The organism is Kaistella jeonii (genome assembly GCF_000812865.1).
GTDB classification, from domain to species: Bacteria; Bacteroidota; Bacteroidia; order Flavobacteriales; family Weeksellaceae; genus Kaistella; species Kaistella jeonii.
Genome location: NZ_JSYL01000010.1, coordinates 62,412 through 83,866, shown reverse-complemented (window position 1 = coordinate 83,866; position 21,455 = coordinate 62,412). Strand labels below are relative to the sequence as shown.

Sequence of the window (21,455 nt, the reverse complement as noted above, 5' to 3'; positions counted from 1 at the left end):
TTATCTGATCAACCTATTCCTCATTAGTTGCTCCTCAGCAGAGCTAATTTCCGCTTCAGTTGATAACAACAAATGTAAAACTATTTTAGGACTAAAATTTAAATGTAAATTTGTACAAGGACTATCAATAAATAAAAGTTAAATCTGTAAACTTTTTTTAGGACGGGTCAGAGCAAAGTCGAAGCCACCAAGAAAAAAAGCGGGAGTGGAGGGCGGAAATGTGCGCCCCCAAAAAGATGAGAAAAAAGCCTTTCATCAAAGTCAACTGTGCGCCCCAAATAATTTAAACACGAATCCCAGTATCTAAGCAAATTTTCTTAAATTTGTAAATCTTTAAAAAAAATAAATATCTAACAAAAATAATATGAATCTTCACGAGTACCAATCGAAAGAAATTTTGGCAAAATACGGCGTAAACATCCAACGAGGTTTTATCGCAAATAATGTTGACGAAGCTGAAGCTGCAGCGAAAAAGTTGACAGAAATGAACGGAAACGAAGGCTGGGTTGTTAAAGCTCAGGTTCACGCAGGTGGACGTGGAAAAGGCGGCGGCGTAAAGTTTTCTCCAACCATGGAAAAACTGAAAGAAAATGCTAAAAACATTATCGGAATGCAGTTGGTGACTCCACAAACTTCAGCAGAAGGGAAAAAAGTGAATTTCATTTTAGTTGCGGAAGATGTTTATCAGCCAGGCGAAACTGAAACTAAAGAATTTTATGTTTCTATCCTTTTAGACAGAGCGCAGGGAAAAAATATGATCGTTTATTCTACAGAAGGTGGAATGGATATTGAGCACGTTGCAGAAGTAACGCCGCATTTAATTCATAATGAAGTTGTTGATCCTGCAACAGGATTGCAAGGTTTTCAGGCAAGAAAAATTGCTTTCAACTTAGGTTTAAGTGGTGCTGCTCACAAAGATTTCGTAAAATTCATCGCTTCTCTATACAATGCTTATGTTGGAATTGACGCTTCACTTTTTGAAATTAACCCCGTTTTAAAAACTTCTGACAATCGTATTCTTGCGGTTGATGCTAAAGTTTCTTTAGATGACAACGCATTATTCCGTCACAAAGATTTGGCTGAATTGAGAGATACAAGAGAAGAAGACGCGACCGATGTTGAAGCTGGTGAAGCCGGTTTGAACTTCGTGAAATTGGATGGTGACGTTGCGTGTATGGTAAACGGAGCTGGACTTGCAATGGCAACAATGGATATCATTAAGTTATCTGGTGGTAACCCAGCGAATTTCTTAGACGTTGGTGGTACTGCCGATGCAGAAAGAGTTCAGAAAGCTTTCGGAATTATCCTGAAAGATCCAAACGTAAAAGCAATTTTGATCAATATTTTTGGTGGGATTGTTCGTTGCGACCGTGTTGCGCAAGGTATCGTAGATGCTTACAAAGCCATGGGAAGTCTTCCGGTTCCATTGATCGTTCGTCTTCAAGGTACAAATGCTGTTGAAGCAAAACAATTGATCGATGATTCTGGTTTGCCGGTTCATTCTGTGATCACTTTGGAAGAAGCTGCTAATAAAGTAAAAGAAGTTTTAGGTCACTAAGATTTTCAAAATATAAAAGAGAAACCGTTTCATTAATTTGAGGCGGTTTTTTTTATTTCTTTTTAGGAGCTATTTCCGGCTTGGAGTTTATCCTGAGCCTGTCGAAGGGCTGTATCTTTTTCTCCTCGTTCCTCCTCAAAAAAGGATGCCGTTTCAATCCGGGCTAGTTTGGGGCGTGTTGCTGATTGAAGACTTTTGCAGAATATTTTTGTTATTTTTTGTAGCACAGATTCCACAGATCTTCACAGATTCAGCTGAAAAATAATGTCTAAAATTTCAGTTTAATGATTTGAAATGTCGTTGAGAAATCCTCATTCAGACAACTGATAAAATCATCTTCCTGTAGTTAATAGAAATCCCTACGCATTTTTGAAAAACCGATTTTTATAAAACCGTGTCAAGGTTCGAAACCTTGACACGGTTAAATACGCAAACGATTCATTTTAATACTTCATTTAAAAAGCCGAACGTTTTTATACTTTCATAAATTCCCAAAAATATCTTTGCGTGCATTGCGTAAAAACTTTTCGCCTTTGTGAGAAATCACCACAGAAATAGCAGATTTTCTTTCAAAAGATTTTCCACTGTCCAAAGTTTAAAATAAGTGTACATTTATATTGAAATAATTTTTCTTTATTCTACAAAACTTTTGAGCATGAAAAACTTCACCATCCCAAAACCATGTCAAGAAAACTGGGAAGATATGTCGCCCGAAGAAAAAGGAAAATTCTGTGGTGTCTGTCAGAAGAAAGTCTATGATTTTACGGAAACCCCTTCACTTGAAATTGCAAAGATTTATGAGCAGGAAAACAGAAACATCTGTGGCAGATTAAAACCAGATCAAACAATCAATTACAATAGGTTACAGAAATTCGTTGTCCGGATGAATCTTTATATCAATCAACATTTTTCACGGTTTGGCTTGCTGATTTCTGCCGTCACTTTTTTATTCGTACTTACAGGTTGCGAGAAAAAAATCGTGGTGCAGCAGCAGACTTTGGCTTCAGCAGTTGGGTCAGATACAACAAAACCGAAAATGCAGCCACTCGGTCAAGGTTTTCCTCTTGGAAAACTTGCACCGGTGAAGACAGATTCTTCTCTAATAAATCCTCAATCGAAGCCGAAAAAAAAATCGCTGGTACAGAAACCTAAGAAGAAAGTAGTGTCTATTCCTCCTCCATTTGTTACCGGTGAGATCGTGATGGTAGATTCTGCGAACATGCATAAAAATTAAGTGATAAATTTTAAATAAATTTATATCGGCAAAAAATTTAATTTCAATTAATGACCTGTTATTTCCCTTAAAGAGGATTTTTCTAAATATTTGTTGATCAAACAGGATATTTCTTGAGAATCGTTTTACTTTTCTTACGAAATGGGTCAAATAATAAATAATTTAAAACACACTATTATCGCTACTTATGAAAACTATCGCACTGCTTTTATCACTCTTTTTTATATCGTGTTTATCTCAAAATAAATCGAAAAAGATGAATCTTGAATTTGAAGATGTTTATCATCACAACTTTAGCCTTACGCCGGAAAAATTTTTGATTATCGATTCGCAAAAGCAAATGAACGCCGTCTATGAAGCAATCCGAAAAAATTATGGAGGCCAAAGATCACCTCCAATTCCACACGTAAACGATGACGAATCCTACGTAATTTTTAAACCGCTCTTAAAAAATTCGAACGATGTGAATATTAAAAGGGTGTATCTTCAAAACAATATTTTAATGATCGATGTAGAGGATTTTGACAATCCTCAAATTGCGAAAACGATTAGAACAGCGCCTAATGTTTTAATTAAAATACTTAAAAAAATAAGTCCCCAAAAAATAGACATTAAATATCCTAAACAATAAATTCAATTCCTACTTATGAAAACAAAAATTTTTACTCTTTCGCTGATGCTCCTCGTACTGATGGGTTTTGGCCAAAACTACTGGACCAAAGTTAATACTGTTCCAAAAGAGAATGTTGCGCAACGCTGGGTTCAGCCAAAAAAGATCACGGTCTATGAAGTCGATCTGGCTCAACTGAAAAATGATCTGTCAAAAGTTCCGCAGCGATTTTCTGCTGATGAATCAAAATTAATTACTTTTCCTCGTGCAGACGGCACTTTCAAACAGTATATCGTACAGGAAGCTTCTGTAATGGAGCCCCAACTTCAGGCGAAATATCCGGATATCCGCTCCTATGTTGGTTGGGAACAAAATAACAAACAAAACTCAATTCGTTTTAGCGTAACTCCAGACAACGGGATCAGTGCGATGTATTTTGATGGATGGGAAATCAGTTATTTAGATAACTATACCAAAGATCTCTCAAAATACATCTTCTACAAGAGAGAAGATCTGCCTGCAAACGACCGTCTTTTTCAATGTGATGTAAAAGAATTAAAAGAGCAAACCGAAGCCGATGTTAATTCAAAAGCACCTCTTGTATTTGATGGTAAATTTCGAACTTATCGTCTTGCACTTGCGGCAACCGGAGAATACACAGCTTTCCACGGTGGTACCGTTCCAAAAGCTTTAGCAGCAATGGCGGTAACAATGACAAGAGTGAATGGAGTTTATGAAAAAACAATTTCGGTTACCATGGTAATGGTCGCTAACAACAATTTAATTGTTTACACTAATGCAGCGACAGATCCTTACACTAATGATGATGGAGTTGCAATGTTAGATGAAAATACAGCAACTCTTAATTCTAAAATCGGGTCAGCTAATTATGATATAGGACACGTTTTTTCTACAGGCGGCGGTGGAGTTGCTGGTTTAGGAGTGATCTGTACAACAAGTAAAGCAGAAGGAGTTACAGGTTCTGGTGCGCCGATCAATGATGCATTTGACATTGATTATGTTGCGCATGAGATGGGTCATCAATTTGGGGGGAATCATACTTTTCGTGCAGGAACGGGATCTTGTGGTGGCGGAAATGTAAACAACGCGACCGCATTCGAACCGGGAAGTGGAACAACAATTATGGCTTACGCCGGAATTTGTGGGGTAAATAACGTACAACCGAATAGTGATGCCTATTTTCACTCTGCAAGTGTGAATGAAATGTACAATGTTGTTAGAAGAGGATCAGATTGCTCTGTAAAAACAGCAAATAATAATCAGGTTCCTACTGCAGATGCAGGTCTGGATTATACAATCCCGAAAGGGACTGCTTTTGTTTTAACAGGTGTTGGAACCGATCCGGATAATGATCCGATCACCTATTTATGGGAACAGCTGGATAATACCAGTAATACTCAACCGCCTGTTGCTACAGCTACAGGAGGACCAATTTACCGATCTTTGTTTGCTACAGTTTCACCTTCCAGATATTTTCCGGTGATGAGTTCAGTTTTAGCAAACAATCTTGTTCCAAAATGGGAAGTGACGCCAAGTGTCGCAAGAAATTTAAATTTCTCTCTTTTAGTTAATGATAACAGACCAACTGGAAATCAGGCAGCAAGAGATTTAATGTTGGTAAAAGTTGACAATTCAGGTCCGTTTGTTGTGACTTCGCAGTCTACCAATATTCAGTATGACGCTGCAAATGCAATTACAGTGACCTGGAATGTTGCCGGAACAAACGTTGCACCAGTAAATACAGCTCAAGTTCAAATACTTTTGTCTAAAGATAATGGTGCCAACTTCGATATTGTTCTTGCTACTGTTCCAAACAACGGTTCAGCTTCAGTAATGCTGCCAAATCTAGATATTGCTTCTGCAAGAATAATGGTGAAATCTGTAAATAATATTTACTACGCTTTGAATTCCTCTTTCTTTTCTGTAAAAAAGAATTTGGCGACAGGAGAGAATAACGTCAAAAGTATGGGCATTTATCCAAATCCTGCAAAACATGAAGTAAACATTAAAATGAACAAATATGAAAGTGCATCTTATAAAATTTATGATGCTTCAGGAAGATTAGTAAACTCCGGAAGCGTAACAAAAGACGGAAAAATTAATGTAGAGAAATTGATCAACGGAAATTACATTTTGAATATCGAAATGAAAACCGGAGAAAAATTAAGTGAGAAATTAATGATCAAAAAATAATTCTAAAATTTTTTAAAATATAATAGGATGCTGTTAATTCAGCATCCTCTTTTTTTATAAAATTTAATTTAAAGTACCTATTTATTAAGTACTTGGGTCAATCTGAATTTGAGTTGCTAATTTAATTCCAGATTCTTCTAATTTGTTTTTTAGTTTTAACAGCGCATCACTTTTAACCTTCGCGATATTTTCTCCTTTCTTCATGAAAAAACGGGCCTGCAAATAGAAAATTCCAAAAGATTGTTTCAAGATAATGACCTGAGCTTCATCGATATGATCTGTAGCATCGAAAGTTTTAATTTCATCCAGAATAACTTTTGTCGTTTTCTCCAGATCCTGATCGCTTGCAATTTGTAAATCAAGGAAAACTTTTCGCTGTCCTGATGCCGAATAATTGATGAATGGCGCACTGAAAATAAGTTGATTTGGGACGAAAACTTTTTTACCTTCATCGGTAATAATTTTAGTGGTCAAGAAGCCAATTTTCTCTACAACTCCCGTTACATCTTTAATGGAAACGTAATCGCCATCTGCAAAAGATTTGTCAATTCCGACCAAAGCTCCAGAAAACATCGAAGAAACTAGATCCTTCAGCGCAACTCCGGCGACCACTCCGGCAACTCCTAAACTTCCAATAAATTTCAGAACAAATCCGCCCATTCCCATTATTTCCAGAGAGATAAATGCGCCCGAAAGAATGATGAGAAATTTGAAAACTTTAATTAACGCGACAACCGATCTGTTCTTACTTTTGGGGAAAAATTTATGAAAAATCCTTACCGAAATCTTACTCAGAAAAGAACTTAGCGCTAAAAAAAGCAGGAATACCAAAATCCCTACCGCAATTCTGGGCGTTGCTTCCGCAAATCCTTTATACCATTTATCCAGAACAGAAAGTATTGTTTCGTAATAATTCATAATTCAAATGTAAGACAATTTTTAAAGTCTCTTCTTAGCAATTTTCTGTCCAAAACCTAAAATCTAAAATTGCACAACTAACAAATATTCAGAATTATCTTATATTTGCCCTCCACAAGAAAAACGGCTTGTTGATTCCAGATTCGTTTGGGGTAGGAAAGTCCGGACACCTTAGAGCAGCAAAGCGGATAACATCCGTCGGTCGTGAGATCAGGACAAGTGCAACAGAAAGTATGTATATTAATTTATAGTGAAACCAGGTAAACTCTTTGCGGTGCAATGTTAAGTATATCGGATTTTTTCAGAAATGAAAATAGGAGTGGCTCGCTCCAAAAACCGAGGGGTAATCAGCTAAAGTTTTGCAGCAATGTACAACGTAGATAAATAACAGGCATTTTGACTTCGGTCAGTTTACAGAATCCGGCTTATAGTTTTTCTTGTGGGTTTTTTAATTCTGCTATTCTCAAATTCTCTTTTACTAAAGCTTTCAAAAGAACTTTATATCCGAAGTATAACAATATGCAACCTCCCAGATTAATTGCCCAAAATGTGGCGTTAAAGGCATTCCGTGAGAAATAAGAGTGAAATTTAAATCCAAATTCTGAGTACGCCAAATAGAGGAAAGATGCATTTAAGAGGAAATGTAGAAGAATCGAATAAATGATTTTTCTGGTCTTATAGTAAATAAATCCTGATAGCATTCCCAGAAAAAAGGTCGGTAATAAATTATTGTAGGAGGGTAAATGAATTGCTGAAAATAGGATGGAGGATACAATGATCGATAACCAAAAATTATATTTTTCTAAAAGTTTCACAAATAAAAATCTTCGAAAAAATATTTCTTCAAAGACAGGCGCGAAAATTATTAAACCAATGACATAAACGATACTGTAATGATTTTTTAGATTAGCCCACGTTTTTTGATGATAATTATTAAAGGTGCCGTTTCCCACTTTCAAATACTGATAAATATAGAAAAGAGGTTTTGTGAAAAAGTAAAAGCCTGTGAATATAATAATTACAGCAAATATTATATCAAAATTAACTTTCTTTTCGTCCTCATATTTGAAGTGAACTTGTTTAAATATATAATAAGTCCACAACCCATAAAACGTAAAATTCAAAAAAAGTTGAGTAGCTAAAACAAGATCAGTTCCTTCAGTATTATAAAAGTAGTCTCGCGAAAATAGAAGTGGAAAGTCGATTAGAGTTGTGCTTAACTGAAATAAAACGCTAATTAAAATCGCTTTCCAAATCTTCATATTTTCTACTGCTGACTGAGTTTATTCACTTTCCAGATGTTTTTTTGCATCGGCCAAAGCTGCAGTTTCTTTCTCTGAGAGCGTCAGGAATTTCAGATTCATTTTTTCTAAAGCATCAATGATGATCTGAATTGCGGCAACTCTCGTAAACCATTTATGATCTGCGGGAAGTACGTACCAAGGCGCGCAATCTTTTGAAGTTTCGTTGATCGCTTCTTCGTAAGCTATCATATATTGATCCCACAACGCACGTTCCGGCAAATCACCGGAAGAAAATTTCCAGTTTTTATCGGGCTCGTTAATTCGGTCCAGAAATCTTTTTTTCTGCTCTTTTTGGGAGACGTTCAGAAATATTTTCACAACGGTTGTTCCGTTTTCAGCCAGATGTTTTTCAAAGTTTCGAATGCTTTCATACCGGTTTTTCCAAAATGTAGCGTCAAAATCATCGACAGAATCCCAAACTTTTTCGCTCAGGTTGTATTCAGGATGAACCTTGCACACCAAAACACTTTCGTAATGACTTCTGTTAAAAATACCAATTTTTCCTTTTTCCGGAAGCGCAATATAATGACGCCAGAGAAAATCATGGGAATATTCTTTTGTACTGGGTGCTTTAAAACTGTGTACAACACAACCTTGTGGATTTACGCCACCAAAAACATGTTCTATTAGAGAATCTTTTCCCGCCGCATCCATGGCTTGAAGTACGATTAGTAAAGATTTACTGCCGTCAGCGTACATTTTTTCCTGTAGTGCACGCAGTTTTTCCTTTTCTTTCTCCAGCATTTTTTTGCCCTCCTCTTTATCCAGTTTTCCGGAGTATTCAGTGTCGGCTTTTTTGATGGAGAATTTTCCTTTTACGATATAGTTGTCGCTGAAATTTAAATCCATTGTTTTAATTTTTCATTAAAAATAAAAAAATCACTTCAATTAAGAAGTGATTTCATGATTTATTTAAAAAACTTTTAATTAGAAAGTTTTCTTTTACTATTTTTTTGCTTTAGCTGACTTTCCTTTTTTCATAGAAGTGTCAGTGGTAGCTTGATCCATACCCATAGTCGAAACTTTAGCGTCTGCTTTGGTTTCTACTACCGCTGCTGCTGTAGTCGCTGCTGTTAAAGCCGCTCCTCCTTCAATTGTTCCTTTGATGTTGATCACTGATCTGCTGTTTGCAGGGTCGTTAGAATAAACTTCAATAATTTTTGTGAAAGGACCTACAAGTGTTGTGTTATAACCTACTTTGATCTGAGCTGTTTTTCCTGGCATAATAGGATCCTGGCTCCATTCTGGTGTTGTACATCCACAAGATGCCTGAACTTTAGAAATAATTAGAGGTTTGTCTCCCGTATTTTTTACTACGAAAAATCGGTGGCCGTCTGCACCAGCTTTAACATTTCCGTAGTCAAAGGTTGTTTTGTCAAATGAAATTGTTTGTGCTGAAGCAAATACTAAAGATGCGGTTAAAAATAAACCTGATAAAATCTTTTTCATATTTTTAAATTGTTTTTATTGATTGTTTGATAAAATTTCTATGACAAAGTTAAAAATTAAATCAATATGAAGATAATTTTTTTTTATTTGCCTATTTTTGCATCAATTAAGCCAAAGAACAGCCTTTATGCAGATTTCAGAAAAATATAATCCACAGGAAACAGAAAATAAGTGGTATAAATACTGGTTAGAAAATAATTATTTCCATTCAGAACCTAACGAAAAACCACCATATACCATCGTCATTCCACCGCCAAATGTGACGGGAATTCTTCACATGGGCCATATGCTGAACAATACGATTCAGGATGTTTTGGTTCGTCGTGCAAGAATGCAGGGTTTCAATGCTTGCTGGGTTCCGGGAACTGATCATGCTTCTATCGCAACGGAAGCGAAAGTAGTGGCAAAACTGAAATCGGAAGGAATTAACAAATCAGATCTTTCCCGCGAAGAATTTTTAAAACATGCGTGGGACTGGACCGACAAATATGGCGGAACTATTTTGGAACAGTTGAAAAAATTAGGATGTTCTTGCGACTGGGAAAGAACGCGTTTCACTTTAGAACCAAAATTATCTTCTCAGGTTATTAAATCTTTCGTAGATCTTTATAATAAAGGACTCATTTATCGAGGTTACAGAATGGTCAATTGGGATCCGGAAGCTAAAACCAACATTTCTGATGAAGAAGTGATCTTCAAAGAGCAAAATGGAAAACTCTATTATTTAAAATATAAAATTGAAGGAACAGAAGAATTTCTTTCCGTTGCAACAACCCGTCCTGAAACCATTTTCGGTGATACTGCAGTTTGTATCAATCCTAATGATGAGCGTTACGCCCATTTGCGGGGTAAAAAAGTAATAGTTCCCATCGTTGATCGCGTCGTTCCTATTATTGAAGATGAGTATGTCGATATTGAATTCGGAACAGGTGCTTTGAAAATTACGCCAGCTCATGATATTAATGATTATGAGATCGGGAAACGACACGGTTTGCAAATGATCGATTCTTTGGATGATGATGCGAATTTAAATGAACACGGTTTACATTACGCCGGAAAAAACAGATTCGAAGTTCGGAAGCAAATTGCGAAAGAACTGGAAGAAAAAGGTCTTTTATTAAAAGCAGAAGATTACGTCAATAAAGTTGGAACTTCTGAAAGAACCGGCGCCGTTATCGAACCAAAAGTTTCTGTACAGTGGTTTTTGAAAATGGCAGATATGGCAAAACCTGCTTTAGATGTCGTGATGAATGATGAGGTGAAATTTCACCCGGAAAAATTCAAAAATACCTATAAACACTGGATGGAAAACATCCGCGACTGGAATATTTCCCGTCAGCTTTGGTGGGGACAACAAATCCCGGCTTTTTTCTATGGTGAAGGACAAGATGATTTCGTAGTTGCTGAAACAATTGAGGAAGCTTTAATTTTAGCAAAAGAAAAATCCAACAACCAACAATTGACGGTCGATCATTTAAAACAAGACGAAGACGCACTCGACACTTGGTTTTCATCTTGGTTATGGCCAATGTCAGTTTTTGACGGAATTTCAGATCCAGATAATAAAGACATCAATTATTATTATCCAACTTCAGATTTGGTAACAGGACCCGATATTATTTTCTTTTGGGTCGCCAGAATGATTATGGCTGGTTTGGAATATCGAAAAGAAGTTCCTTTCAAAAATGTTTATTTCACCGGAATTGTTCGTGATAAACAGCGTCGCAAAATGTCGAAGCAATTAGGAAATTCTCCAGATCCAATTGAATTGATTGAAAAATATGGCGCAGATGGAGTTCGTGTAGGAAGTTTACTAAGTTCCGCTGCAGGAAATGATTTGCTTTTCGACGAAGAGTTGATGTTGCAGGGAAGAAATTTTGCCACCAAAATCTGGAATGCCTATAAATTGATTCAAGGTTGGAATAAAGACTCAACGATCAAAGCCAACGATTCTGACAAACAAGCCATCGCATGGTTCGGAAATCAAATGGATAAAACCATTGCAGAAATTGCTGATCAATTCGCAAAATTCAGGATTTCTGATGCATTGCATTTATTGTACAAATTGATTTGGGACGATTTCTGTTCCTGGTATCTCGAAGCCATTAAACCAGCTTATGGTGAACCAATTTCACAAGAAGTTTATGATCAAACGATTGTTTATTTTGAAGAATTGATGAAATTGCTTCATCCATTTATGCCGTTTTTATCAGAAGAATTATGGCAGAACATTTCCGAAAGAACAACCGAAAATGCTTTGGTAATTTCTCAGCAGAAAAAAGATGCAACCTTTAATGAAAGCATTATTAGGGATTTTGAAACTTCAAAAGAACTCATTTCCGGAGTTCGTAATTACCGTCAAAGCAAAGGGATTTCTCCACGCGAAGAAGTAGAAGTTTATACCAATGCTTCCGGTTTTGATAATGAACAATTGGTGAAGAAATTAGCCAATATCTCTCAGATCAATTTCACTGCAAAAACCGATAAACCAAGTTATTCTTTCTTAATTGGAGGAACAGAAGTTTCAATTCCATTGAGTGAGAACCTTGATCTAGGGGAAGAAAAAGAGAAAGCTGAGGAAGAAATTAAATATTTGAAAGGCTTTTTAATTTCCGTGGAAAAGAAATTATCCAACGAAAAATTCGTAGCCAATGCAAAACCAGAAGTGGTAGAATCTGAACGTAAAAAACAGAAAGACGCACAGGACAAAATTGTTCTTCTCGAAGAAAAATTAAAAAAACTCTAGTAATATTCATTCTACAATCAAAAAATAAAAGGCTTAGGAAACGTTGTTTTTTTAGCCTTTTTTCTATTATCTTTACTTTTTCATCATAATTATGCAGCACCTGGATAACATAAAAAACCTTTTTACCAAAAATTTTGTAGAGAATCCTTTACTCGAAAGCTTCGACGCGGGAATAATTAATCTTCCGACTGGCAGAGTTATTGCCTGCGATCCGTTGATTACGAACGATATGAAAGAATTCAAAATAAATTTTCCACAGGGGGAATTTCCCGTTTTGGTGCATAAAGAAAGAGAAAGCAATTGTATCGCTTATGTAGAAATTATTTTTGCCGATGAGGAAATTGTAGAGTGGAAACTCGCAACTACTGAAGATCAGAATACTGATGACCTAAAAGGTGAAGAAATTTTTGGATATCCTGTAGAAAGCGGAATGGGTTGTTTCATGGATTTTGAAACTCAGGATTGTCTCAATCATCTGGAAACGAGATTGTTTCATCGGAAAGGCGCAGAATTTCTAGGAATTTACGAGGAGTTTTTCCACGAACATTTTTTTGATCAGAATGGTGCAATCGATCAGTTTGCCTTTTTAAAACCCGATGAGGAAAAAGACGGCAATATTTTCGCTTTCGAAACCGGTTATGGAGAAGGATTTTATGCAAGCTATATCGGTTTTGGAAAAGACAGTCAACCTTTGAAACTCGTTACAGAATTTATAGAAATCGGGAGTTAATTAAAGTTAAATGATTTTCCAATCTCTAATTAAAAGAATAAATTTGTAAGCAGGTCTTAAAGGCGCGATTTATCGCGTCTTTATCTTTAAATAAATTACAGGTATAAAAATTTCAGAAAAAATGAATATCACTTCAGAACAACCGAAAATTATCGTCGTAGGAAGTTCTTCCATCGATCTGGTGCTGAACACGCATCATTTGCCGAAACAAAACGAAACCGTGATGGCCGAAAAATCGGAAAGTTTTTTTGGTGGAAAAGGCGCAAATCAAGCCGTCGGAACTTCCCGACTTGGCGCGAGTGTATATTTTATAGGTTGTGTCGGTATGGATCCTTTTGGTCAGCAGATCCTGCGGAATTTAGTTGATGAAGGCGTGAATGTTGGATTTGTTTCGGAGAACGAAGAAGTTGCAACAGGAACAGCGTATGTCACGGCCGCAGAAGGTATTAATTCTATCGTAGTAGTTCCTGCCTCTAATTATTGCTTAAAAATTGAGAATATCATTGAAGCTGAAAAATATTTTACAACGAGTGATTTAGTTTTAGTTCAGCTGGAAATTCCTATGGAAGTGGTTGAGTTTACTGTCGATCTCGCCAGAAGTAACAACAAAAAAATCGGAATTTATGCTTCTCCCGCAACAAAATTATCGCAGGAGATGATAGAAAGTGCAACTTTCATTGTGGCAAAAAGTGATGAGCTGTCAATTGTTTTTGGGGATGAAAACCGGGAGCAGATTTTAAGAAAATATCCGAACAAACTTTTTGTACGCGACGATTCAAATTCTACGACTTATTTCAACGGTTCTGAGATGAAATATTACCGAAATGATCACGATTCCGTTCTGCATAAAATGGGGATGGGCGATGCTTTTACTTCAGGTTTTGCAATCGCGCTGTGTCATCAAAATTCGGTTGATGAATGCGTTAGATTCGGGAATGATGTTTCCCTGAAAGTTGCAAAAAACCGCGGCTCTCAAAGTGGTTTACCTTATCTTAAAGATTTCATCGCAGAGTAAATCCTATTTTTAACATATAGAAATTTATCACTCTTCTTTTCTAATTACTTAATTTTAGAGAATGTTTTCACCCTTAATTATTAAGGTGAAATTTAAATCTATGCAAGAAATTATACTTACAACTTCTGATGAACTTCCTATTTCTGTAAAAGTTTTTGATCCTGAAAATTCGAACGGAAAGTTATTGCTCATCAATTCTGCAACAGGAGTAAAACAGCAGGTTTATTTTTCATTTGCCAAATATTTCGCCGATAATGGCTTTACCGTGATCACTTATGATTATCGCGGAATTGGAGAATCGAAACCTTTAAAAATGAAAGGTTTTGATGCAACCATGCGGGTTTGGGGAACTGAAGATTTTAAAACAGTCACCAATTTCATTAAAGAAAGTTATCCCGATCACCGAAAATTTTGTCTCGGACATTCTGTTGGAGCGCTAATTCTCGGAATGAATGAAGATGCTGCTATTTTCGAAAAATTTATTTTCGTTGCTACGCAAGATGCGTATGTTGGAAATCTTACCTGGAAGGTCGCAGTTGCCGGAATATTAGGTTTTGGAATTGCCGTTCCTTTTACGACCGAGTTATTTGGCTATTTCCCTGCTCATCGTTTTGGTTTGGGCGAATCTTTACCGAAAGGAGTGGCGTATGATTGGCGGACTTTAATTTTAAATAAAAAATCGACGAGCCGACTTTATGAAAAACTTGAGAAGAATATTTCCAAAGATTTATTGCAGGAAACTTTCATTATTTATGCAGAAGACGATCCTTGGGTGACGATGCAAGGAATGGAAAATCTCATTAATAATGTTTATCCAAATTTAAAGAAAACCTACCGCAAAATTCTCGTTTCAGAATCGACCAAAAAAGAAATTGGTCATGTTAATTTTTTCCGGAGTTTTAATAAAAGTCTTTGGCAGATCCCATTAGAGCAACTTTAAAAAAAATCCGGAAGATTTTCCCTTCCGGATTTTTCTAAATTATTGAAATTGGTTTTCAAGACTTTTCAGTTCCGAAATGATGCCGTCTAACTTAGCATCCTGTTTTTTAATTTCCTTTTTACCGAGATAAAAATAGGCGAAAAGCATCCAGGAATAAGTGATGGCAAATGCAAGGACCATCTTCCATAGATCTGTATTTTTTAGCAATTCGTACATATAAATTCCTATTGCAGTGCCCAGAAACAGATAATAAATTGGCATGTTCCAGTGTCTTTGTTTTTTCTGAAATTCTCTGAAATTCTGCCACTGTTTTAAATGAAAACTCGGTGTTTGAGTTTCATCGATCTTACTGATTTTTTTTGCCGTAAAGATCATTAAAAATGCCTGAAGAAAGCATACTGTTGAAATGATAACCATCGATAAAATAATAGGGATGGTTTTTAAATTCGAATCTAATGAAATCATTAAACCCAAGATGAAAATTCCGGTTACTAAGAGCAAGATTGCGCCTTTGGTGTACGTGTTTTTAAGTTTCATACGATTGTTTTTTATTTTTGAAATATTGGTATTTTTTGTTGGAATCTTTGTTTCAGATTGTTGCCAAAGATTTTCCAGTTCTTTAAATTCTTCCATAATTGGTATATATTTCCTGAAGTTCTTTTTTGATTCTGTGAATTTTTACACGCAAATTATTTTCTGTTATTCCGGTGATTTCTGCGATCTCTTCGTAGGATTTCTCTTCCAAAACTAACGTAATAATGATCCGTTCGCTTTCTTTTAGTTTGCTGATGCATTCGTACAAACGGTTGATTTCTTTCGAATTGTCGTAGGTTTCTTCGTACACTAATTTTGAAAGAATAATTTCGGAATTTTGATCTTTATTTTTTTCTTTCTTTAATCCAACCAAACACGTGTTGATGGCAATTCTATAAATCCAGGTTCCGATTTTACTTTCATTGCGGAATTTGGGCAAACTGTTCCAGACTGCAATCCAGGTTTCCTGATGAAGATCGTCTGCAAATAATTGGTCACCCGAATAACTCAGACATAATTTGTAAATCCTGGGAGAAAATTCCTGATAAAGTTGATCAAAATCGTAAGTCATCTTTTTGATGTTTTGTAAAAGTCAATTTTAAAATGATGATTTTTCATTTGCAATTTTTTAACGTTAAGAAATTCTCGTTTTCTACTTTCTGTACATTGGATACAAATATTCTGAAATTATTACAAGAATTTTAAAAAAAATTAATTCAAAAATTATAATTCTACATTTCAGCACATCTTTTAAATTCCTTAAATTTACATCAAGCATTTAAAAAAAATGAAAATATATACAAAAACTGGCGACAAAGGTGAAACCGCATTATACGGTGGAACCCGCGTCTCTAAAGCTTCCGCAAGAGTAGAATCGTACGGAACAATCGATGAACTGAACTCTTTTATTGGTTTTGCGAAAGCTGAGATCTCTGATGCAAAAGTTTTAAATCAACTTAAAAAAATACAGTTCGATTTATTTACCGTAGGTTCAGAATCTGCAACTCCAACCGATAAATTAACTTTAGCCAACGGGAAATCACGCTTGGCTTTAATGATTGCCGATACAGAGATTGAAGAGCTTGAACATTGGATGGATGATTTTGAAAAAGAACTGAAACCGCTTCAATATTTTATTCTTCCCGGAGGTGGAAAAGGACCAACCTCGCTTCATATTTGCAGAACGGTTTGTAGGAGAGCCGAAAGAAGCTTGGTTTTCTTAAATGAATCTGAAGAAGTTCGTCCGGAGCTGATCAAATATTTGAATCGACTTTCTGACTATTTATTTGTTTTAGCACGTTATGTTTCGCATTTACATAACGAAGCAGAAGAATATTGGAATCCAAATGACCGATAAAGCTCTCCTTTTCATCAACGGAGTTCCACCCAAAAATCTTCCCGAAATAGAAGGCTATTCTTTGATTGCCTGTTCCGACGGTGCATTTCATTATTTAAAAGAGAAGAAATTTCCGCTTGAAAAATTAGATTTTATTTCAGGTGATTTCGATTCACATTCCGGGAAAGATGAAAATATTTATGAAGAGAAATTCATTTATACTCCAGATCAGGACAAAACCGATTTCCAGAAATCCTTGGAAATTATTGCAGCACGAGGTCTTATAAAAGTTGATGTTTATGGGGGAAGTGGCGGAGAAATGGATCATTTCCTTGGTAACTTGACCGTAGCTTTTCTATTTAAAAATACTCTCAATATTACTTTTTTTGATGAATACGGAATTTATTTTTTTTCACCGAAAGAATTAGTTTTAAATAATGTGAGGGGAAAAACAATTTCGTTGTATCCGTTTCCGATAACTAAAAATATTACGACAAAAGGTTTGCAGTGGCCTTTAAATAAAGGAGATTTAGACATGACAAAGAGAATTGGCACAAGAAATGTTGCATCCGAAGAAACCGTTTCTATTGATTTTGAAAATGGAGATTTGGTGATTTTTGTTTCAAAGTAGATTAATTCCACTTCGTTTTGAATGATAAAATTTCAACCTAATTCTTTTGTAGTCTTATCAAATGTCAATAAATAAATCTTTAAAACCACTTTTTTTCCCCAAATTTGCATTTCTAATCCTTAAACACTTTTTTATACAATGAAGATTAAATACTCAGAGCTTATTGACCAAACCCTCTATTTCCCAACCGAAGAATTTAACGTTGCTGATAATACTTTACAGTTCCACGATATTCCTTTAATGGAAGTGGTAGAAAAGTTTGGAACGCCTTTGAAGTTTAATTATCTGCCGAAAATATCGATGAATATCGAGCGCGCCAAAGGCTGGTTCAAAGAAGCTATTGAAAAACATGACTACAAAAAAGGATATAAATACTGTTATTGTACCAAATCGAGTCAGTTTGCTTTTGTTGTAGAAGAAGCCTTGAAAAATGATATTTCGTTGGAAACTTCTTCCGCGTATGATATGGATATTATCAAGTCACTTTACGAAAAAGGTACTTATGGAAAAGATGTTGAAGTGATTTGCAACGGTTTCAAAACCGACGATTATCTCGCAAAAATTTCCGATCTTATCAATAACGGTTTTCAAAATATTATTCCGATTCTCGATAATTATCGGGAGTTAGATAAATTGACAGAAAGCATTGATTCTACCTTTAATATCGGAATTAGGATCGCTTCTGAAGAAGAGCCGAAATTTGAATTTTATACCTCCAGATTAGGAATTGGTTACAAAGACATTATTCCTTATTACAGTCAAAAAATTGCAGAGCATCCGCATGCTCGATTGAAAATGCTGCACTTCTTCATCAATACCGGAATCAAAGACACTGCCTATTACTGGAACGAATTATATAAATGTTTGCGTGTTTATGCCCGTTTGAAAAAGATCGCTCCGGAAGTTGATTCCCTCAATATTGGTGGTGGTTTCCCAATTAAAACTTCTTTAAATTTCGATTATGATTACCAGTATATGGTGAACGAAATTGTGTCCCAGATCAAAAAATTCTGCGAAGAAGAAGGCGTTGAAGAGCCAAATATCTATACTGAGTTTGGTAGTTTTACCGTTGGCGAAAGTGGTGGTCATCTATACAAAATAATTTCTCAAAAACGCCAGAATGACCGTGAAAAATGGAACATGATCGACTCTTCATTCATGACGACTTTACCCGACACTTGGGCGATCTCCCGAAAATTCATTATGCTTCCACTCAACCGATGGGAAGATACTTATGAACGTGTTTTTCTGGGTGGATTAACCTGTGACTCCGATGATTACTACAATTCTGAGCAACATACAAATGCCATTTATTTACCCGTTTTCAGCGAGACGAAACCTTTGTACATCGGTTTTTTCCACACTGGAGCGTATCAGGAAACCATTGGCGGTTACGGCGGCGTTCATCACTGTTTGATGCCTCAACCAAAACATATTCTGATCGATAAAGACGAAGAAGGAAACTTCACCTACAAAGTTTTCCGCGAAGAACAAAAAGCAGAAGATGTTTTGAAGATTCTGGGATATTAAATAGAAATCATTCTTCGAGAAAAGAAGAAATTTTAAAAATAGTAAAAGGAGCAACAAGTGAGTTGCTCCTTTTTAATTGAGGTCGCGCTGTCCACTTTATCTTTTCCTTTTTTTGAAAAAAAGAAAAAGGATGCCGTTTCCATCGCGGCTAGAATTTCAGATATTTTGTTATTTCAAAGCAAAATATTGTCGTTGTAAACAGTGATACATTTTAAATGACGGAAGAACTATTTATAAATAACAGTAATAATATAGCGGTCATAAGGTTCTGCTTTTACAACGGTAGTTCCATATTTAAGATTTAAAATCAAATTGGAATTCAGATTCTCAGGATCAATAAAATTCTTCTTTTTAAAATTATAATTTTTACTTCCAAAATAAGTTTTGTAAATCTTAATTTGATCTTTTTCTACCAAACCTTCCGTAATTATTTCCTTATCAACCACGGTAACGGCTCCTCTGGATTTATTAAATCTCATCGGAATAAATAAAAACATAATTGACGAAGTGTATCTGCCACTAGTATAATTCACGGATTTTTCAATATCGCGCTGAATTTTAATCACATCTCCTTTAAGTGTATAACGGCCATATTTTGTGAGAGGAACTTCGATTCTTCCTAGGTAGTCAAGCGAATCTCTAGAAGTGTTTTTTATTGTAGCTACATAAAGATGTTTTTCTTTATCGTGAAAAAAATAAAAAGTGAGATCTTTATTTTCTAAAATCTCGGTGTAGACTGCGTTAGGTTTGAAATTAGCCCGACTAAATTCTTGATTTTGTGCTGAAATTATTTTTGTAGAACTACAGCTCAATACACTATTAATCATAAACATAGAAAGCAAAAAGTATTTCATAAGCATTATAATTTTTTATACTCAAATAATTTTTAACTAAACTCAGCGAGGTAGATGTTATTCAAATTTGTTGTGAATTAGCCATAAATGTACTTTCAATCTTCTCAAACTCAATTTCTGCAAAGTCTGAAATGACCAAATTTGCTTTTTCATAGTTTTGAGCCAACGAATGTTCACTTTTGTAAGCCACGCAAAATATACCTGCAGAATGTGCTGCAATAATTCCATTCGTAGAATCTTCAATCACCATGCAGTTTTCTTTGGCTTCATTCGCTATTTCAGCAGCAATTAAAAATACTTCCGGATGAGGTTTTGACTCTTTCAAATCGGCACCACTTATTTTTCCAATGAAATATTTCTCCAATGCAAATTTCTCAAAAACCATATTTATCGTCGTCATACTTGCAGAAGAAGCCAACACGAGTTTAATTCCGTTTTCAAAATAATTTTCAATCAAATTTTTAACTCCGGGAAGAAGATGGAAATCTGCATCATTATAAAAATAATCCTTGAAATATTTTCTTTTAATGACCGCTAATTCTTCCTGATTTTTTTCAAGTTGATATTTTGAGACCAAAGTTTCGCAAACTTTCTTTGTCGACGCTCCCGTGAAAGAAGTGTATAATTCTTCGGAAACCTCAATTCCCAGATCATGAAACATTTTATAATACGCTTTTCGGTGGAGTGGTTCAGTGTCAACGATGACTCCATCCATATCAAATAGTACTGCTTTTAATGGCATTTGAGAATTTTTACAAATTTAAGGATTTAGAATGAGTAATTAAAAGTAGAACCTCAAAAGAGATTTCATTTTTATTAATTGTAACGCCATTTTCTTATCTTTGACAATCTAAATTCAAAACTTAAAACCGAAAATAATTCATGAAAACATACGCCGGAATTCCCGAAGAAAATGCTCAGCTGGAAACTTCAAAAGTAATGCTCGTAACCGTTCCTTACGATGGAACTTCCACTTGGGGAAAAGGTGCTGACAAAGGTCCGGAGCTTTTTTTAGATGCTTCCGAAAACATGGAATTGTATGATATCGAAACCAATACCGAGCCTTATTTGGAAGGCATTTTTCTTGGTGGCGAAATCATAGAAAAATCTTCACCCGAAGCAATGACAGAAGCAGTTTATCAAAAAACGAAAGAACTTTTGAGCAACTACGGAAAATTATTCACGCTTTTTGGTGGGGAACATTCTGTTTCTATCGGTTCAATTCGTGCAGTTGGAGAAAAGTATGAAAAATTAACTATTTTGCAATTAGATGCGCATACTGATTTGCGTCCAGATTTTCATGGAAGCACTTCCAATCATGCTTGTGCCGTTTTTGAAGCGAGCAAAAAGCACAATTTGGTACAGGTTGGAATTCGTTCTTGCGACATCGAAGAAATGGAACATGTAAATAAGGAGCAATGTTTCTGGGCACACGAAATCGCTAAAAAAGCAGACTGGATCGATGATGTTTTAGAAAAAGTTTCCGGAAATGTTTATATCACGATTGATTTAGACGCATTCGATCCATCGATTGCGCCTTCAACAGGAACACCCGAACCAGGTGGTTTGCAATGGTATCCAACTTTAGAATTGTTAAAAAAAGTTTTTGAAAAATGCAATGTGGTAGCTTTTGATATTGTAGAATTAATGGATTCTCCGATGCCGAAACCAACTGCTTTTTTAGCGGCAAAATTATATTATAAAATGTTGGCTTATTACCATTTGGGAAAAGGAAAATAGAAAATACAGTTTAAATTTATTTAGCTTTTCAGAGTAAAACAGATTTTATTACATCGTGATTCAAAATCTAAAAAGGATAATATTGATGAAAAATAGTACAATTTAGATTTCA

The 21,455-nt window shown here is 35.5% G+C and carries 19 protein-coding genes, 1 other RNA gene and 1 pseudogene; 13 read left to right on the top strand and 8 right to left on the bottom strand.

The genetic code is table 11. The features are described from left to right. Positions 1 to 364: 364 nt before the first annotated feature. From sucC to OA86_RS12515, 4 genes are all read left to right on the top strand, one after another. Positions 365 to 1,558, top strand: coding sequence for an ADP-forming succinate--CoA ligase subunit beta (sucC, locus tag OA86_RS12530; protein ID WP_039353840.1), 1,194 nt, complete (start codon positions 365 to 367; stop codon positions 1,556 to 1,558). A 655-nt stretch (positions 1,559 to 2,213) separates the two neighbouring features. Continuing rightward, complete coding sequence (locus OA86_RS12525) at positions 2,214 to 2,792, top strand: hypothetical protein (RefSeq protein ID WP_039353839.1); 579 nt, start codon at positions 2,214 to 2,216, stop codon at positions 2,790 to 2,792. 256 nt (positions 2,793 to 3,048) lie between these two features. Further along, on the top strand, positions 3,049 to 3,423 hold the full coding sequence (locus tag OA86_RS12520; RefSeq protein ID WP_039353837.1) for a hypothetical protein: 375 nt from the start codon (positions 3,049 to 3,051) through the stop codon (positions 3,421 to 3,423). Between the two features lie 15 nt (positions 3,424 to 3,438). Then, positions 3,439 to 5,616, top strand: a complete 2,178-nt coding sequence (locus OA86_RS12515) for a reprolysin-like metallopeptidase (protein WP_074781427.1) — start codon at positions 3,439 to 3,441, stop codon at positions 5,614 to 5,616. Positions 5,617 to 5,700: 84 nt separating this feature from the next. Here OA86_RS12515 and OA86_RS12510 read toward each other — a convergent pair whose 3' ends face one another. Beyond that, positions 5,701 to 6,534 carry a mechanosensitive ion channel family protein gene (locus tag OA86_RS12510; protein ID WP_039353834.1) on the bottom strand — a complete coding sequence of 278 codons (834 nt, stop codon included), beginning with the start codon at positions 6,532 to 6,534 and terminating at the stop codon, positions 5,701 to 5,703. Between the two features lie 115 nt (positions 6,535 to 6,649). Here OA86_RS12510 and rnpB point away from each other — a divergent pair. Beyond that, positions 6,650 to 6,978, top strand: an RNA gene (gene rnpB / locus OA86_RS15405) — RNase P RNA component class A. A gap of 194 nt (positions 6,979 to 7,172) precedes the next feature. Here rnpB and OA86_RS16190 read toward each other — a convergent pair. From OA86_RS16190 to OA86_RS12495, 3 genes and pseudogenes are all read right to left on the bottom strand, one after another. After that, positions 7,173 to 7,796: pseudogene (locus tag OA86_RS16190) on the bottom strand (CPBP family intramembrane glutamic endopeptidase); the annotation flags it as partial. Between the two features lie 21 nt (positions 7,797 to 7,817). After that, positions 7,818 to 8,687, bottom strand: coding sequence for a PPK2 family polyphosphate kinase (locus OA86_RS12500; RefSeq protein WP_039353830.1), 870 nt, complete (start codon positions 8,685 to 8,687; stop codon positions 7,818 to 7,820). A gap of 96 nt (positions 8,688 to 8,783) precedes the next feature. Next, positions 8,784 to 9,287, bottom strand: coding sequence for a DUF1573 domain-containing protein (locus OA86_RS12495; RefSeq protein ID WP_074781426.1), 504 nt, complete (start codon positions 9,285 to 9,287; stop codon positions 8,784 to 8,786). A gap of 127 nt (positions 9,288 to 9,414) precedes the next feature. Here OA86_RS12495 and OA86_RS12490 point away from each other — a divergent pair, with 127 nt between their 5' ends. From OA86_RS12490 to OA86_RS12475, 4 genes are all read left to right on the top strand, one after another. Continuing rightward, on the top strand, positions 9,415 to 12,033 hold the full coding sequence (locus OA86_RS12490) for a valine--tRNA ligase (RefSeq protein WP_039353827.1): 2,619 nt from the start codon (positions 9,415 to 9,417) through the stop codon (positions 12,031 to 12,033). Positions 12,034 to 12,124: 91 nt separating this feature from the next. Next, entirely contained in the window at positions 12,125 to 12,763 is a 639-nt protein-coding gene (locus OA86_RS12485) for a DUF4241 domain-containing protein (RefSeq protein ID WP_039353825.1), read from the top strand. A 121-nt stretch (positions 12,764 to 12,884) separates the two neighbouring features. Then, entirely contained in the window at positions 12,885 to 13,778 is an 894-nt protein-coding gene (locus OA86_RS12480) for a ribokinase (RefSeq protein WP_039353823.1), read from the top strand. Between the two features lie 100 nt (positions 13,779 to 13,878). Further along, on the top strand, positions 13,879 to 14,718 hold the full coding sequence (locus OA86_RS12475) for an alpha/beta hydrolase family protein (protein WP_039353820.1): 840 nt from the start codon (positions 13,879 to 13,881) through the stop codon (positions 14,716 to 14,718). 39 nt (positions 14,719 to 14,757) lie between these two features. Here the strand turns inward: OA86_RS12475 and OA86_RS12470 are convergent, their stop codons facing one another. Both OA86_RS12470 and OA86_RS12465 read right to left on the bottom strand, forming a co-directional pair. After that, positions 14,758 to 15,351 carry a hypothetical protein gene (locus OA86_RS12470; protein WP_039353817.1) on the bottom strand — a complete coding sequence of 198 codons (594 nt, stop codon included), beginning with the start codon at positions 15,349 to 15,351 and terminating at the stop codon, positions 14,758 to 14,760. After that, positions 15,338 to 15,823: an RNA polymerase sigma factor gene (locus OA86_RS12465; protein WP_039353814.1), complete on the bottom strand. Its 486-nt coding sequence runs from the start codon at positions 15,821 to 15,823 to the stop codon at positions 15,338 to 15,340. The genes OA86_RS12470 and OA86_RS12465 overlap by 14 nt, the downstream gene beginning before the upstream one ends. A 216-nt stretch (positions 15,824 to 16,039) precedes the next feature. Here OA86_RS12465 and OA86_RS12460 point away from each other — a divergent pair, with 216 nt between their 5' ends. From OA86_RS12460 to OA86_RS12450, 3 genes are all read left to right on the top strand, one after another. Then, on the top strand, positions 16,040 to 16,609 hold the full coding sequence (locus tag OA86_RS12460) for a cob(I)yrinic acid a,c-diamide adenosyltransferase (protein ID WP_039353811.1): 570 nt from the start codon (positions 16,040 to 16,042) through the stop codon (positions 16,607 to 16,609). Then, positions 16,599 to 17,219: a thiamine diphosphokinase gene (locus tag OA86_RS12455; protein WP_039353808.1), complete on the top strand. Its 621-nt coding sequence runs from the start codon at positions 16,599 to 16,601 to the stop codon at positions 17,217 to 17,219. The genes OA86_RS12460 and OA86_RS12455 overlap by 11 nt, the downstream gene beginning before the upstream one ends. A 138-nt stretch (positions 17,220 to 17,357) precedes the next feature. Beyond that, positions 17,358 to 18,749, top strand: coding sequence for a type III PLP-dependent enzyme domain-containing protein (locus tag OA86_RS12450; protein ID WP_039353804.1), 1,392 nt, complete (start codon positions 17,358 to 17,360; stop codon positions 18,747 to 18,749). A 227-nt stretch (positions 18,750 to 18,976) separates the two neighbouring features. Here OA86_RS12450 and OA86_RS12445 read toward each other — a convergent pair whose 3' ends face one another. Together OA86_RS12445 and OA86_RS12440 are read right to left on the bottom strand one after the other, a co-directional pair. After that, entirely contained in the window at positions 18,977 to 19,603 is a 627-nt protein-coding gene (locus OA86_RS12445) for a hypothetical protein (RefSeq protein ID WP_126340485.1), read from the bottom strand. A 61-nt stretch (positions 19,604 to 19,664) separates the two neighbouring features. Next, on the bottom strand, positions 19,665 to 20,345 hold the full coding sequence (locus OA86_RS12440; protein ID WP_039353800.1) for an HAD family hydrolase: 681 nt from the start codon (positions 20,343 to 20,345) through the stop codon (positions 19,665 to 19,667). A 140-nt stretch (positions 20,346 to 20,485) separates the two neighbouring features. Between OA86_RS12440 and speB the strand changes: the two genes are divergently transcribed. After that, entirely contained in the window at positions 20,486 to 21,343 is an 858-nt protein-coding gene (gene speB, locus OA86_RS12435; RefSeq protein WP_039353797.1) for an agmatinase, read from the top strand. The last annotated feature ends 112 nt before the right edge of the window (positions 21,344 to 21,455 follow it).

Bases quoted from the DNA above. Each gene is read 5' to 3' on its own strand.
- OA86_RS12460 (WP_039353811.1), top strand. From the start codon at position 16,040: ATGAAAATATATACAAAAACTGGCGACAAAGGTGAAACCGCATTATAC.
- OA86_RS12495 (WP_074781426.1), bottom strand. From the start codon at position 9,287: ATGAAAAAGATTTTATCAGGTTTATTTTTAACCGCATCTTTAGTATTT.
- OA86_RS12480 (WP_039353823.1), top strand. From the start codon at position 12,885: ATGAATATCACTTCAGAACAACCGAAAATTATCGTCGTAGGAAGTTCT.
- speB (WP_039353797.1), top strand. From the start codon at position 20,486: ATGAAAACATACGCCGGAATTCCCGAAGAAAATGCTCAGCTGGAAACT.
- OA86_RS12440 (WP_039353800.1), bottom strand. From the start codon at position 20,345: ATGCCATTAAAAGCAGTACTATTTGATATGGATGGAGTCATCGTTGAC.
- OA86_RS12465 (WP_039353814.1), bottom strand. From the start codon at position 15,823: ATGACTTACGATTTTGATCAACTTTATCAGGAATTTTCTCCCAGGATT.
- OA86_RS12490 (WP_039353827.1), top strand. From the start codon at position 9,415: ATGCAGATTTCAGAAAAATATAATCCACAGGAAACAGAAAATAAGTGG.
- OA86_RS12470 (WP_039353817.1), bottom strand. From the start codon at position 15,351: ATGGAAGAATTTAAAGAACTGGAAAATCTTTGGCAACAATCTGAAACA.
- OA86_RS12485 (WP_039353825.1), top strand. From the start codon at position 12,125: ATGCAGCACCTGGATAACATAAAAAACCTTTTTACCAAAAATTTTGTA.
- OA86_RS12475 (WP_039353820.1), top strand. From the start codon at position 13,879: ATGCAAGAAATTATACTTACAACTTCTGATGAACTTCCTATTTCTGTA.
- OA86_RS12450 (WP_039353804.1), top strand. From the start codon at position 17,358: ATGAAGATTAAATACTCAGAGCTTATTGACCAAACCCTCTATTTCCCA.
- sucC (WP_039353840.1), top strand. From the start codon at position 365: ATGAATCTTCACGAGTACCAATCGAAAGAAATTTTGGCAAAATACGGC.
- OA86_RS12445 (WP_126340485.1), bottom strand. From the start codon at position 19,603: ATGAAATACTTTTTGCTTTCTATGTTTATGATTAATAGTGTATTGAGC.
- OA86_RS12455 (WP_039353808.1), top strand. From the start codon at position 16,599: ATGACCGATAAAGCTCTCCTTTTCATCAACGGAGTTCCACCCAAAAAT.
- OA86_RS12520 (WP_039353837.1), top strand. From the start codon at position 3,049: ATGAATCTTGAATTTGAAGATGTTTATCATCACAACTTTAGCCTTACG.
- OA86_RS12500 (WP_039353830.1), bottom strand. From the start codon at position 8,687: ATGGATTTAAATTTCAGCGACAACTATATCGTAAAAGGAAAATTCTCC.
- OA86_RS12515 (WP_074781427.1), top strand. From the start codon at position 3,439: ATGAAAACAAAAATTTTTACTCTTTCGCTGATGCTCCTCGTACTGATG.
- OA86_RS12525 (WP_039353839.1), top strand. From the start codon at position 2,214: ATGAAAAACTTCACCATCCCAAAACCATGTCAAGAAAACTGGGAAGAT.
- OA86_RS12510 (WP_039353834.1), bottom strand. From the start codon at position 6,534: ATGAATTATTACGAAACAATACTTTCTGTTCTGGATAAATGGTATAAA.